The following is a 14,961-nucleotide window of genomic DNA, read 5'->3' as shown; positions in this document are numbered from 1 at the left end:
CTCTCCTATCTTATAAAGGCTTATATATATTCTTATCTTTTTCCGCATATAGACCTAATCTTTTTATGGTTATAGAATCCATATCTATATTAAGAGTTGTATCTCTATTTAAAGCTTCCATTAAGTTAGTTGGCTTTAAATTTCCATTATCTCCTGCTTTTATTAGTGTATCTATTATTACATTGTTATGATTTATTTCTTTTAATACAATATTTCCTATAAGATTTTTAATGTTTTCTTGTCTCTCAATTTTCTTTTTACCTTTTTTCTTTAATTTGGTAATCATTATTTCTTCTTTACATAACCAAGTGTTGATTATATCTTCTATTTCTTCTTTAGATTTATCTTTAATTATATCAAAGTTTATTTCATAAAATGCCCAAGAAATCAAAGATGCTATAGATTCTTCTTTTTTTAAGTATATTGCTTTAGTGATTTGAATATCATCTGGCAATACCTCATTCATTTTTTCCATAAATTCATCTACTGCCATATAATCTAGGTCTATATCCATATATTCTTCCTCAGATTCAATTCCCAGTGATAAAGGATGTGCTATGGAGAACTTAGGATGGGGATTGAAACCCTCCGAATATTTTAGAGGAATTTTTGCTCTATTAAAACTCCTATGAAACAATCTCATTAGATCTAAATGCCCAATATATCTTAAATAATTCTTCTTGCAAAATGTAACTCGTAAAATCAATTGTTTTCACCGCCAATCATTGTACATCCCTTTATTCCACAACCTCTACATTTGTCTCTACAATCAGGTGTAGTTTGTTCCTCTATTGATCTTTTATATTCTCTTATTAAATATTCTTTAGATACTCCTGGATTTATGAAATCCCAAGGTAAGTTTTCCTCTAAAGACCTATTTCTTAAAGCGTAAAAATCTCCATCCATATCTAACTCTTTTAAAGTCTCTATCCATGTATCATATTTAAAATGCTCGGACCATCCATCAAATTTACAGCCTTTCTCCCAAGCCCTAAGTATAAGTTTAGATATTCTTCTATCACCTCTGGCTATTATAGCCTCTAAATAACTTAGTTTAGGGTCATGATAATTGAATGTTACCTTATTATCTTTTATACTATTCTTTACAAGATATATCTTTCTGTAAAATTCATCCATGGATTCTTGACCTACCCACTGAAAAGGAGTAAATGGTTTAGGTACAAAACAAGAAGCACTAGCTGTTACCTTTAAATTACCCTTTCTTTCTTCTTTAGGCAAATCAAAAAACATATCCTTAACTTTATAAGCTAAATCTTTTATCCCCATTACATCTTCGTCAGTTTCAGTAGGTAATCCCACCATAAAATATAGTTTAATAGTGGACCACCCTTCTTTAAATACATAGCTTACAGTATTGACTAAATCTTCCTCTGTAATTCCTTTATTTATTACATCTCTAAGTCTCTGACTTCCTGCCTCTGGTGCAAAAGTCAATCCAGATTTTCTAACCTTTTCAATTTCCTTCAATATATCTATACTGAAGGAATCTAATCTTAATGATGGTAAAGATACTCCTACTTTCTTCTCTTCAAACTTTTCCATTAATTTTGTAATAAGTAAATATAATTCCGAATAATCACAAGAGCTAAGGGAAGATAAAGAAACATTTTCGTATCCAGTGCTTTCCACTAATTTATCTGCTAATTCTACTATTTTATCTACAGATTTTTCTCTTATGGGTCTATAAATCATGCCTGCCTGACAAAATCTACATCCATGGGTACACCCTCTAAATATTTCCATACTTACTCTATCATGAACAGTTTCAATAAATGGTACTATCATTTTCTCTGGTGAAAACATGGAGTCTAAATCTTTAATCATTCTTTTGTCTATCTTACTTGGCACTCCTTCAATAAGGGTAATTCTCTCCTTTATAGTTCCATCTTCTTTATATACTATATCATAAAATTTAGGAACGTAGACCCCTTGAATTTTAGCAATTGATTTTAAAAATTCTTCTCTATTCCAGTTTCCCTCTTTATGCTCTTTATATACTTGAAGTATTTCTATAGTTACCTCTTCCCCTTCACCTATTATGAAGAAATCAATAAAGTCTGCTATTGGCTCTGGATTATATGCACAAGGTCCTCCAGCTAATACAAAAGGATCCTCATCTGTTCTATCTTTAGATAATAAAGGGATCTTAGATAAATCTAAAATATTTAATATATTTGTATAACTCATTTCATATTGTAGTGTAAATCCCAAAAAGTCAAAATTTCTTACTTCTTCTTTGCTTTCCAATGTAAAAAGAGGAAGATTTTCATGTCTCATTTCTTCTTCCATGTCTGTCCAAGGAGCAAACACTCTTTCACATAAGAAATCTTCTTCTTCATTTATTAAATTATATAAAATATGAAGTCCTAAATGAGACATTCCAACATCATATATATCTGGAAATGAAAAGGCAAATTTTACTTTCACCTTTTCTAAATCTTTTGATACTGAATTTTGTTCCATTCCAATATATCTTGCTGGTCTTTCTACTCTTTTTAGAACCCTATCAAGCTTCTTCTGATTTATCATTTGTTTCCACCTTTCATTGATACTCTAAGTATTATCTTATCACTTTTCTCCCAATATTAGTAGGAAAATTTTACTCTTCAATAGAGTACCTCGGGAAATCCCGAGGTACTCTATTTGTTATGTTTATAAAGTTGTCCTGTTAGACCTTCTATGGTTTCCATAGATGTATCTACGAATTTTACTAAATATTCTTTTACTTTTTCTCCATCTTTCTTTAAACTAAATTCATAATATACATTTTTTTCAATAATATTGATAATATCATTTGTTATTCTAGTATTCATCATCTTAATTAAAAGTATAATTAATAAAGTAACTAAAACAAAAACTAATTTATTAATCTGCCTATTATAATAACTATTTGAAGATTTAAAATATCTTTTATTCATAAAATCACCTACCTCAATATACTATATGATATTTGGTAGAATTTATACTATTGATTAATATTCTTTTATGTTAAAATGTTTATTCCCATTATTCAAATTAAATTTATCATTTAAACTTGCAGGAATATATACATCTCTATTTTTTGTAACAAATATAGCTTGAATACCTTCCAATGAATTAACTAGTTCTATTCCTTTATCTACACCTAAAACAAATAATGTAGTGGACAATCCATCTCCATCTATGGATTTATCTGAAATAATACTTACTCCAGTTATTTCATTATCTGCTGGATAACCTGTTTTAGTATCTAAAATATGATGATACTTCTTACCCTTATAGGTAAAAAATCTTTCATAGTCTCCAGATGTGACTATGGACTTATTTTCAGCTTCTATTACCCCTAAAAAATTTCCAGTATGCTCAAATGGGTCTTGAATCCCTATCTTCCAAGGAGTTTCTTCTAGTTTAGTTCCATGAGCAAAAACATTTCCTCCTAAGTCAATTATTGCACTATTTACTCCATTTTCAATTAATATTCTTCTAACCTCATCTGTAGCATATCCTTTTACTATACTACCAAGATTAATCTTCATACCTTGTTCTTTTAAATATACTTGATTATTATCTAATAACTCAAGATTATTGTAATTTATATAGACCTTGGTTTTTTCTATATCTTCAGCTGTAGGTATGAAATCCCTTTCCTTCTCTTCTGCCTTTATATTCCATAAATCTACTAAAGGTCCAATAGTAGGTTCATATGCACCAGAAGAAATTTTAGCGAAATGTTTTGCTTCACTTATGACAAAATAGGTATCTTCATTTATGGATACAGGCTTTATACCTGCATTTTCATTTATCTTATTTACATCGCTTTCCTCTAATGTAGCACTCATTCGTTTCTCTATTTCTTCTAATCTTAAAAATACCTTATCTAAAATCTTTTCATCAGCCTTATCATAAATTTTCACAGTCATTACTGTATCCATTAAAAATTCTGTCCTAGAAATAGGATCTATACTTTTATTCTTCGTACATCCTGTTATAACCAATGATAAAGCTAGAAGTATGCAAAACATATATCTGCTAATTTTCATTTTATCACTCCATATTATTTTAAAAAAACCCTAACGTTTAGTTAGGGTTTTATTTTTATTTTGCTGAGCTTAAAGCTTGATTTACAAGTTCTATTACAGTAGTTCTAGTTGTTGTTGCTCCTGTAATACTATCTACATTAAGGTTTTCTGTTCCATTGTTATCCACAATTAATTTTTGCATTGCTTTAGCTACTTCAAAAGCTGGCTCATAAGCATAGTTATCTGCTGACTTTCTATCTCCTACTTTAACTCCATCTGCATCTTCTACTGCTATTTCGGCATAGTCAACACCAACAATTTGTCCATCCTGAACCTTTACTTTAACTTCTGCTAACCAACCATGACTAGCTTCTTCAGCTTTAGCTTCATATTCTCCATCTTTAAATACTGGAGTATAAGTTTCTCCTTTAGATGCTTTATCTAATAACTGTCCAGTAATCTCTTTGAAAGTTCCTTTTGTACTAGTTGCACCTGAAACTGCATCAAAGTCTACTGCATTAAGGTCTTTTTTGTCATTAAATTGAGCGTTTAAATCTTTAATTACAGCTATTCCTTCTGCATAAGGATAATTGGATTCATTTTTAGCATCTCCTGAGTCTACTAAATACTCATTATAATCAAGTGCCTCAATTTGTCCATCCTTTACCTCAAGTTTTGCCATAGAATAGTTCCCATGATCACTTACTTCTGTTTTAACTAAATAAGTACCATCTACTAAGTTGCCATTTGTTTCTCCTGCTGTTTCATTTACACCTGGTTTGTTTTCATCCACTGGAGTCGGTTCTTTTTTAGTACATCCTGTAAAAATAGCAGCAGTTACTACCACTGATAATCCTAAGGCTAATACTTTTTTCTTCATTTCAAACCTCCTAAATTTTTCTTTGGTTATACATCTTTACTATTATACTATATAGTATAAAGTTTATCAATATTAAATTTTACACTATATTATTTACTGATTATCCTTTACTTTTACTATAGGTATATTTGCTACTAATGCAGAAACTGTAGAATTATCCTTGTCTCTTTTCATTCTTGTTAGTTTAATATCTAATCCAGCCTCATCTATATCTGCATATTCAGATATTACCCTAATTATATCACCTTTAATCATATCTAGAAATTTAGGTGAAAGATCTGCTCTATCGTGTACCAATACTAATTTAAGTCTTTCTTTAGCTACATTTTTACTACTTTCATCTTTTTTCCCAAATAATTTAAATAGTTCCAAGAAACTCCCCCCTTATTTACCAAATAATACTTTTAGGATTTTGCTTAGCTTTCCTTCTTCATCAACATCTAAATTTAGAAATTCTACTTCTTCTCCTATTATTCTTTTGGTTATATTTTTAAAGGCCTTTCCTGATAATGCTTTTTCATCTATAACTACTGGCTCCCCCTTATTTGTAGATATGACAATAGCTTCATCATCTGGTACTATACCAAATAAATCTATGGCTAGAATATCTATAATATCATCCATATTCATCATATCTCCTCTTTTTACCATTTCATGCCTGATTCTATTTATTATTAGTTTAGGATTATGCAATCCCTTTGCCTCAAGTATTCCTATTACTCTGTCAGCGTCTCTTACAGCTGATATTTCAGGAGTTGTTACTATTAATGCTAAATCAGCACCAGCTATTGAATTTTGAAATCCTTGTTCTATTCCTGCTGGAGAATCTATAATAACATAATCAAATTCTTTTTTTAGCTGATTTACCAATTCAAGCATCTGATCTGGACTCACTGCAGATTTGTCCTTTGTTTGGGCTGCAGGTAAAAGGTATAACTTTTCATGTCTTTTATCTCTGATCAAAGCCTGTTTTAGCCTACAATTTTTCTCTACTACATCAACTATATCATAGACTATTCTATTTTCCAATCCCATAACAACATCTAAGTTTCGTAGCCCAATATCTGCATCTACAACTACTACAGATTTTCCTAAAACAGCTAGTCCAGTTCCTATGTTTGCAGATGTTGTAGTTTTTCCTACGCCACCTTTTCCTGAAGTGACAACTATGGCGGTTCCTAGTTTCTCTTTGTCCATTTATTATCCTCCCTTTTATTATTTGTTAGGTAAATATGGTTCAATTATTACCTCCCCATCTTTAATCTTTGCGACCTCCGGAACTTTATATATCTCTGATTGTTCGTCTGGCGGTCTAGCAATTATATCCCCAATCCTTAACTGCATAGGTTGTAAATTATATGCTGCCACTATGGCATTTAAGTTTCCACATATTCCAGCATGAGCAACTCCTCTAATTGTACCAAGGACTATTATATTTCCTTTAGCCTTTATAAGTGCTCCAGGATTTACATCTCCTATTATAACTATATTACCATCATAGTCAACAGTTTGTCCTGATCTTAGAGTCCCATTTATATATTTTGTCATTCCACAATCTATACCATCAAATGTAGAATCAGGTATAGTGTCTAACTCTTTATTGTCTTCATGGATTTTTAATTTAGGATTAAGTATATAGTCTGGCAGTTCTTCTTCAGAAACTACCAAATCATATTTATACTTTAAAATCAATTTTAATTCTACTAAGTCTTCATAGGACAATCCTTCTGATTTAATACCTAAAAGTTTTATTCCTTTATAAAAATTGGGAGCATTTTTCATTTTCTTATCTAGTTCTTTCTTAATAATTAACAAATCTGCCCCATTAACATTTAGAAAAACACCTTCCTTAACACCCTTAAAACTAATTAAGTCATCTTTCACTTTCTAAGCTACCTCCACAATAATTTAAATAGGTTTCATATTACTCTGATAAACTGTTTTTAAAAGGTAGGGATTCCTTAGTTCCAACTACATTTAATCCTAGATATTCTGCAATAATATCTCTTGTCATAGGTCCTGCATAACCTCCACTACCACCTTGAAACAGTACTACTGACACTGCTATTTCAGGGTCTTCATAAGGTGCAAAAGCAACAAACCATGCAAAATCATCATAAGTGTCTCCTGTGTAAGGATTCACCCCTGCTCTTTGAGCAGTACCTGTTTTAGAGCCTACTTGTACAGGAAAATTTCCAAATATTCTTCTGGAAGAACCATCATTTGATACTTCCAACATTCCTCTTTTAATATGTTCTAAGTTTTCGTAGTTATTTAACTCTATTCTCTCAACTTCTTGTTCTTTATTTAAAATAACCTTAGAATTATTATAGTTTTTTACATTATCTACTAAAGTTACCTTATGTCTATAACCTCCATTAGCTATGGTAGCTATATAGTTTGTCATCTGAATAGGACTATAGGAGTTTTGACCTTGACCAATGGTCACATTTAAAGTATCTGTTATATTCCACCCTGCTTGTTGCAAGTAACTAAATTTAATTCTATCAGCTAGTCCTTCCTTTTCTCCTGAAAGTCTCTTTTCTGGCTCTAGCCCGAAAGCATCTAATCTTCTAATAACCTCACCTCTAGATAAAGGCTCTTCTAATTCAGTCCAGCTTACTATATCTTCTATTATATCTTTAATAGTATCTTGATCCAATATAGTATCTTCTTTTACATATTTTTCTATATTACCACGTAAATAGGATTTTAACATGGACTTAGTAAGTATTATTTTTCTTTGTGGATCTGGAACACCACCAGATACTTCTGCAGGTATATTTATTTCTATACCACTTTTATCATTTAGTCCTAATTGTTTAGATAAATTTACTATATCTTCAATCTCAAGTTTAATTCCTATACTCTCTCCAGTTCTTTGATTTCTACCTAAGGCTAATGTATAAAAATAATAGTTACATGAATCTCTAATTGCTTCGTATAAGTTTTCATATCCATGAGTTCCTCTGCTTTGATTCCAAATCCAACACGCTGGTTTATAATTTCCAATTTGAACATATCCCATATCTCTTATACGCTTAGTAGGGCTTAGTCCTTTTTCCAAGCCAGCAAGTCCAGTTACCATCTTAAAGGTAGAACCCGGTTGTACTGCAGTTTGAATAGCTATATTATACAAAGGTCTAGGTGCTAATGGGTCTTTATCGTGTTCTGGGAATAAACTTAACCAATCTGTATCAGATATGCCTGTTGCAAATAAGTTCGGATCATAAGCAGGATAACTAGCCATGGCTAAAACTTCTCCTGTTTTAACATTAGTGGCTACTACTGCACCAGATGTGGCATTTACATATGGTCTTCCCTTTTTCTTGTTATTTCCAAATTGATAATTACCCCATTGACTTTCATATGTCCCGCCAACTTGAACTTTTTCTAATGTTTGACGCAATACATTTTCTGCAAATTTTTGCAGCTTCAAATCTATGGTTAAATAAAGATTGTTTCCTGGTGTTGGCTTTTTCTCATCTAAGATATTTGTTGTATTTCCTAGTACATCTACTTCTACTCTTTTTACTCCATTTTCTCCCCTTAGAACTTCTTCAAAGCTTTCTTCAACTCCAGCTTTACCTATAATATCATTAGGGGAGTATCCAGCTTCATCTACATATTTTTTAATTTCATTAGGCTGACTGATTTTCCCTAAATATCCTAGTATATGAGCCGCAGTATTTTTCTCTGGATAATATCTAACAGGTTCTATGGAGACCTGTATACCTGGTAAATCTGATAACCCTTCCTCTATTTTTGCCACAGTTGAATCTTTAATACCATATGCAATATTTATTGGCTGATAAGCTAAATGTCCCTGTTTACTAAGAACTTCATATAGTATAAGTATGGACCTAGCCTCATAGTTACTTAAATCCTTAGATATTTCATGTTTTTCTTTTAAGGCTTCAAAAGCTTCCTTAACTGTACTTGTTTCATCTATACTATATCCATTATACCATCTTTTCTTATTATTTATAAATACATATTCAAAATCTTTTGCAATAGAAATTTTAGGATTTATTCCGTTATTTAATAGCTGTTCCTGTGCCACTGACCTTATATTATCATTAATAATAAATTCTTCCATAACTCCAGCCTTTTTACCATACTCTACTAAAATGTCTGTAGGTGATTTATCCCCTATATCTTCATTTCCTGTATATTTATATATTACACTAGAATTCTCTTCACTTAACTCTATCTTTATAGGTATATTGGGATCTTTCTCCAATATCATATCTAATAATATTTTTCCAGGTACTATAATCTCGATTTTTCCTTTATTATTTTCTTTTTCTATTACTCTTTCTAAAATATCATTGATAGATGTTTTCATAACTATACTGACAAAGTCCTGTTTTGCTGTTGTTTTATCTGTAACCTCTGGATAAGAGCCCATTAAACTTCTTTTTTGCTCCTTATATTCTTCATCATAAGTTAATGAATAATCTTCCATAATAATATTTTCAGTTAAATTCTTATTAGTTAAGATTTCGTATATCAATTTCCTAGAAATTGGATGGTCTATTATTTTTCTTATGATTATTTTATCGTTTTGTATTAGGCTTACTAACTCACCAACCGTAAGACCTTCTCTATTAACTTCTATGTCTCTATCTTCTAAAGCATTTATAGCTTTTTCTATTATAGAAAATTTGTAATGCTCTGGGTATTCTTGATGAATATATGAAGCTTCAAGCAGCTCTCCCATGAGATTATGATTGATTATAATATCTACTACCTTGTCATTAGGCATTAAATCTTCCTTAAAATAATCTTCCTCAGCCTTATATTTAAAGGCATTTAATTTAATTGGAAAATCATCTACATATGTAACTCCATCTTCCTCCAGTAGTCTTACTAAAGACAATAAAGCCTGATTTTTTTTATTTTTATCCTTTATATTTAGTTCATCTTTTAAAAGTTGCACAGTAAAACTAGGCTTATTTCCTGCTAAAAGCCTACCATATCTATCTCTTATTTCTCCCCTTGGTGCAGAAACATATACTTCTTTTAATCTTTTATTATCTGCTTTATCCCTATAGTCATCACCTTCCACAATAGTTAAAATAGCCAATCTGAAAGATAAAAGAAACATAAGAAGAACAACGATATATGTAACAATATTATATCTATTAAATATTTTTTCTATCCATTTCATTTATTTCACCTCTATCTATTACCAAATCTTATCTTTGGTACAACGAAAATCTTTGAAAAAATCTTATATATAGGAATACATAAAACAATATTATATATTATCTCTATAGTTAATACATCTTTCAGGAAATATAAAAATGGAATATCATGAGATAAGAAAAACATAAATACATAATATGCAAAATTATAAAATACTGTACCTAAAATGGAAAATAATATAGGTATAAGAATATTATCCTTAGATAATTTATTTTGAGTCAGTCCCACTACATAACCTATAAAAAAATAGATAAATGAGTTTATACCTAAAACAGGACTGAATAGAATATCCTGTATTATACCAATTATCAGCCCCATTATTCCTCCATAAATTCTTCCCTTATATAAACCTATGGAAATAATTATAAGAAGGGCTGTATTAGGTACAACCCCAAATATGCTTAGATATGGAAGTATTGAGCTTTGTAAAAAAAGGTTTAACAAAGTTATTAAAGATAATGTTAGTACAATCATATTCATCCCTCAATTTTAATCTATTACAAAAACTTTATATAATTTTTTAAAGTTTACAGCAGGTTTAACTGTTATCTTTTTCATTAGTTCTTCCTCTGCATCTATTACTTCATCTACTTCACCAATATATATATCCTTAGCAAAAACTCCACCAAGACCTGATGTAAATAATTTATCTCCTTTTATTACATCCGATTTATTATCATAGAGAAATCCAGAGATTTGTCCATCAATACTACCTGATACAACTCCACCATCTTGAGTTCTCAGATTCACAAAAGATATACTATTGACTTCATCTATAATAGAAACTATTTTCGACCAGTTGTCTCCAACATCAACTACACGTCCTACAACACCTTCGACTATGATATTTTGTTCAACCTCTACACCTTGAACTACAGTACTACCTTTTTTTATCCCATCTTTTATTCCTTTGTCTATGGTAAATCTATCAAACCAACTTCCAGGTTCCTTGCCTATTATTTGAGCGGAAATTAAATTAAAACTTGTCTTCTCTAAAACCTTGGCTTCATTTTTAAGATAATCAGTTTTTCCTATAATATTTAAGTAATTTCGATTTTCTTCTTCTAATTTAGATATTTGTTTTTTTAAAGACTCATTTTCTTCTTTTAATTTTCCAATATTTTTAACACCTTCAAAAAAATCAGAAACACCTTTACCTATAGAGTTTGATACTTTCCCTATAGGTGTAAGAATATTACCTATTATTTTTTCTACTTTACTTAAAGCCATTCTTTCAGTACTGGTAACTCCTATTATAACAATTAGAATGATAGCAACTGCCGTTACCATCATTCTCTCTTTATTCCTATTGAAAAAGGACATAATATCACCACTAACCTATTCTTTTATTATTTGAAAGGGTTTTTTTAAGAACTTCTATACTGTCTAATGCTTTTCCTGTACCTATTGCAACACAATCCAATGGTTCTTCAGCAATATGTACTGGCATACCTGTCTCTTCCATAATCAATCTGTCTAAGCCTTCTAAAAGTGCTCCCCCACCTGTTAACATTATACCTAACTCCATTACATCTGAAGCCAACTCTGGTGGAGTCTTTTCCAAAGTAGATTTTATTGCATCTAAAATATTATGAACTGGTTCTTTCAAAGCATTATATATTTCATCTGAACTTACACTTATTGTCTTAGGTAATCCAGAAATCATATCTCTACCTCTTATATCCATTGTAGATAATTCAGAATTTGAATCTGCTGAACCTATGGTTATCTTAACTTCTTCTGCAGTACGTTCTCCAATCATTAAACTATACTCTCTTTTTATAAAACTGACTATGGATTCATCTAACTCATCTCCACCTACTCTAATGGATTTAGATGTAACTATACCACCTAATGAAATAATAGCAACTTCTGTAGTACCACCACCAATATCAACTATCATAGAACCCGTTGGCTCTTGAACAGGTAATCCAGCACCTATGGCTGCTGCCATCGGTTCTTCAATTAAATAAGCATCTCTAGCTCCAGCATGTATAGCCGCTTCTTCAACTGCTCTTTTCTCTACTTCTGTAACACCACTAGGTACACATATTACCACTCTAGGCTGAAATAGACTTCTTTTTTTAGATGCCTTTCTTATAAAATATTTTAACATACTTTTTGTAACATCAAAATCAGCAATTACTCCATCTTTTAATGGTCGAATAGCCACTATATTTCCTGGTGTTCTTCCTATCATCTTTTTAGCCTCTTCACCTACAGCCAATACTTGTTTAGTATTTGTCTGTATTGCTACAACTGAAGGTTCTCTAGCTACTATTCCTCTGCCTTTTATATAAACTAATGTATTTGCTGTTCCTAAATCTACACCCATATCCTTTACAAATCCACTAAATAATCCCATGCTATTTACTCCTTCCTTAATCCAAACTTATATTAGATTCTTTTCCTTAAAACTTATATATCTATTATCACCAATTATTATATGATCTAACACTTTTATTCCTATTAAATTACCAGCCTCTACTAAACGGTTAGTTATATTAATGTCTTCATTACTTGGTTTAGGATCACCACTAGGGTGATTATGCACCAAAATCATAGAATTGGAGTTTCTCTTTATTGCTGCCTTAAACACATCTCTTGGATGAACTATGGAAGCATTTAAAGTTCCTACTGAAATTTCTTCAGTTACTATTATTTGATTTTTTGTATCCAATAAGGCAATCCTAAAATGTTCTTTTTGTAAATATCTCATTTCGTCCATATATAAATTGGCTATGGTACTAGGCTCATTTATTTTTACTTTATATAATGCTTCTTTATAATTTAATCTTTTTCCTATTTCTATTGCTGAAAGTATTTGTGCAGCTTTACACCTGCCTATACCTTTAATTTCCATCAATTCTTGTAATGTAGTATCTCGAAGATACGCCAATCCTCTATTATCCTTACTCAAAATCTTTCTAGCTAAATCTATTGCTGAGTCTTCTTTATTACCTGTTCTAATTATAATTGCCAATAGTTCCTCATTGGACAATGCACTAGGTCCATGACTATAAAGTTTTTCTCTAGGTCTTTCAGTCATGGGAAGTTCCTTAATGGTATAATTTTTCTCAAGAATAAAATTATTACTCATGCAAACACCTACTTATCTATAATATTTTTATATTAAAAAATTTATTTAATAAGTAGTCAAGCCTTCCTAAAGGTAAGCCTACTACATTAGAATAACATCCATCTATCTTTTCAACTAAAACCTCACCATAACCTTGAATTCCATAAGCTCCTGCCTTATCCATAGGCTCTTTAGTGTTTATATATCTTTTTATTTGTTCTTCTGATAAATGTCTAAATCTAACTAAAGTAGACTCATAGTCTATTATTTTTATATTGGTATTTGCTCTTATAATTGAAATACCAGTAATTACACTATGTTCTTTATTATTTAATAAAGATAATATTCTAAAGGCATCCTCTTCATCCTTTGGTTTACCTAAAATCCTATTTCCTAAAACTACTATGGTATCAGCTCCTATAACAACTTCTTCATTATTAAATTTGTTACATACCCATAGTGCTTTTTCAAATGCTAAAGCCATTGCAACTTGTTCTGGTGATTCGTTATATGACTTTTTTTCTTCAATTTTGGCTTCAACAATTAATGGATTTAAATTAAATCTATTTAAGATTTCTTTTCTTCTAGGAGAAGATGATGCTAATATTATTTTTTCCATATTATCTCCCCAATTACACAAAATATGATTTTAAGCTTTTTTCTAAATTTTTAGTTATGAACATTGATGCAAGACCTACAAAGTATCCTGTAAATAAACTCATCAATAAGAGAATAGGCAAATAAGAATATATTCTTGAATTATACATCATCAGTGAAGCCATACTGACTTGGCCAATGTTGTGAGCCACTGCTCCAAATATGCTTACTCCTATAAGGCTAAAAACTTTAGAAAAATATTTATATACAATATACATAGTAATAGAGGCTAAAATAGCACCTGATAGACTATATATAAGACTTGATGGACTACCTGTTACAAACATAAGTACTATACTTTTCAATACACCTACTATAAAGGATTCCTTGAATCCAAAGATAACTAATGTAACTAAAATAACCACATTTGAAAGTCCTAGTTTGGCACCTGGTATAGTAACTGGTAATGGCATTGCTGATTCTAATACTGATAATCCAAGCCCTACTGATACCAATAGAGATAAAAATATCATTTTATTCAATTTCTTCATATTCTATAACATCCTTAATAACTTATATGATCAACTTCATTGTTTTCTTGGGAACCTTTTATTTCTATTACTAGTTTATTAGGTAAACACACAATTAACTCTCCAGGTTTCGATATATATCCTTGATGTACGTCTAATTTATCAGGACAAGAAGCTTCAATTACTCTAACTTGTTCATCTCCTATTTCTAATAAATTAAAACCAAATTCAGATTCAATAGGTATAGTTTTTCCTATTATTTTTTTGTCGAAAATTATTTTTTTATATTCTTCACCATTTATTTGAATGCTAATATACTTTTCTTTATATCCTGAAGCTTTGCTTTTTATTAAACCTAAAGAAGTTACACTTATTAGTATAATAACAATTATTAAAACTTTATCTCCTTTTGTCATGTAATCATCCTTTATCTAATCTCTAAGCTTATTACACACATTACTAGTTTACCATTTATATTTTTTATTTACAAGTTACAATTTAATAAAATAAAGAGCCTTTTCTAGAGAAGTCAAACATATGTGACACAGACCTCTGAAAAATTTTCTCTGAATAATGCTGTGGTTTTCTTAAATTGCTAGTAATTATTTTGTCAAGGAGGAAAGCGATAGCGATCCTTGATTAAAT

16 protein-coding genes are annotated in these 14,961 nt (G+C 30.4%); all 16 read right to left on the bottom strand.

Features of this window, described 5'->3' with window-relative positions; translation table 11 throughout:
• Positions 1-10: 10 nt before the first annotated feature.
• The 16 genes from FYJ83_RS15670 to FYJ83_RS15595 all read right to left on the bottom strand — a co-directional run bounded on the left by FYJ83_RS15670 (position 11) and on the right by FYJ83_RS15595 (position 14,732).
• A complete protein-coding gene (locus FYJ83_RS15670) occupies positions 11-706 on the bottom strand; it encodes a TIGR03936 family radical SAM-associated protein (protein ID WP_154442111.1) in 696 nt (231 codons plus the stop codon).
• Positions 703-2,550 carry a TIGR03960 family B12-binding radical SAM protein gene (locus tag FYJ83_RS15665; protein ID WP_154442109.1) on the bottom strand — a complete coding sequence of 616 codons (1,848 nt, stop codon included), beginning with the start codon at positions 2,548-2,550 and terminating at the stop codon, positions 703-705. The genes FYJ83_RS15670 and FYJ83_RS15665 overlap by 4 nt, the downstream gene beginning before the upstream one ends.
• Before the next feature lie 110 nt (positions 2,551-2,660).
• The gene (locus FYJ83_RS15660; RefSeq protein ID WP_154442107.1) at positions 2,661-2,939 is read right to left on the bottom strand and encodes a hypothetical protein; all 279 of its coding nucleotides are present in this window, start codon (positions 2,937-2,939) and stop codon (positions 2,661-2,663) included.
• 54 nt (positions 2,940-2,993) lie between these two features.
• Positions 2,994-4,040, bottom strand: a complete 1,047-nt coding sequence (locus FYJ83_RS15655) for an FAD:protein FMN transferase (RefSeq protein WP_154442105.1) — start codon at positions 4,038-4,040, stop codon at positions 2,994-2,996.
• A 55-nt stretch (positions 4,041-4,095) separates the two neighbouring features.
• A complete protein-coding gene (locus tag FYJ83_RS15650) occupies positions 4,096-4,899 on the bottom strand; it encodes an FMN-binding protein (protein WP_154442103.1) in 804 nt (267 codons plus the stop codon).
• 93 nt (positions 4,900-4,992) lie between these two features.
• The gene (minE, locus tag FYJ83_RS15645; protein WP_154442101.1) at positions 4,993-5,271 is read right to left on the bottom strand and encodes a cell division topological specificity factor MinE; all 279 of its coding nucleotides are present in this window, start codon (positions 5,269-5,271) and stop codon (positions 4,993-4,995) included.
• Positions 5,272-5,283: 12 nt separating this feature from the next.
• On the bottom strand, positions 5,284-6,096 hold the full coding sequence (gene minD / locus FYJ83_RS15640; protein ID WP_154442099.1) for a septum site-determining protein MinD: 813 nt from the start codon (positions 6,094-6,096) through the stop codon (positions 5,284-5,286).
• Positions 6,097-6,114: 18 nt separating this feature from the next.
• On the bottom strand, positions 6,115-6,783 hold the full coding sequence (gene minC / locus FYJ83_RS15635) for a septum site-determining protein MinC (protein ID WP_154442097.1): 669 nt from the start codon (positions 6,781-6,783) through the stop codon (positions 6,115-6,117).
• A 40-nt stretch (positions 6,784-6,823) separates the two neighbouring features.
• Positions 6,824-10,072, bottom strand: coding sequence for a penicillin-binding transpeptidase domain-containing protein (locus FYJ83_RS15630; RefSeq protein ID WP_154442095.1), 3,249 nt, complete (start codon positions 10,070-10,072; stop codon positions 6,824-6,826).
• Positions 10,073-10,083: 11 nt separating this feature from the next.
• The gene (gene mreD, locus FYJ83_RS15625; protein WP_154442093.1) at positions 10,084-10,584 is read right to left on the bottom strand and encodes a rod shape-determining protein MreD; all 501 of its coding nucleotides are present in this window, start codon (positions 10,582-10,584) and stop codon (positions 10,084-10,086) included.
• A 15-nt stretch (positions 10,585-10,599) separates the two neighbouring features.
• Entirely contained in the window at positions 10,600-11,433 is an 834-nt protein-coding gene (mreC, locus tag FYJ83_RS15620) for a rod shape-determining protein MreC (RefSeq protein ID WP_154442091.1), read from the bottom strand.
• A gap of 10 nt (positions 11,434-11,443) precedes the next feature.
• Positions 11,444-12,475, bottom strand: a complete 1,032-nt coding sequence (locus tag FYJ83_RS15615) for a rod shape-determining protein (RefSeq protein WP_154442089.1) — start codon at positions 12,473-12,475, stop codon at positions 11,444-11,446.
• Between the two features lie 27 nt (positions 12,476-12,502).
• Positions 12,503-13,210: a RadC family protein gene (gene radC, locus FYJ83_RS15610; protein WP_154442087.1), complete on the bottom strand. Its 708-nt coding sequence runs from the start codon at positions 13,208-13,210 to the stop codon at positions 12,503-12,505.
• A 16-nt stretch (positions 13,211-13,226) separates the two neighbouring features.
• Positions 13,227-13,808, bottom strand: coding sequence for a Maf family protein (locus tag FYJ83_RS15605; RefSeq protein WP_154442085.1), 582 nt, complete (start codon positions 13,806-13,808; stop codon positions 13,227-13,229).
• A 13-nt stretch (positions 13,809-13,821) separates the two neighbouring features.
• The gene (locus tag FYJ83_RS15600) at positions 13,822-14,337 is read right to left on the bottom strand and encodes a Gx transporter family protein (protein WP_154442083.1); all 516 of its coding nucleotides are present in this window, start codon (positions 14,335-14,337) and stop codon (positions 13,822-13,824) included.
• 14 nt (positions 14,338-14,351) lie between these two features.
• Positions 14,352-14,732: a NusG domain II-containing protein gene (locus tag FYJ83_RS15595; protein ID WP_154442081.1), complete on the bottom strand. Its 381-nt coding sequence runs from the start codon at positions 14,730-14,732 to the stop codon at positions 14,352-14,354.
• Positions 14,733-14,961: the final 229 nt, after the last annotated feature.

Source organism: Tissierella pigra, from assembly GCF_009695605.1.
Classification (GTDB): domain Bacteria; phylum Bacillota; class Clostridia; order Tissierellales; family Tissierellaceae; genus Tissierella; species Tissierella pigra.
The sequence above is the reverse complement of the archived record's forward strand: the minus strand, read 5'-3'. Positions and strand labels throughout refer to the sequence as shown.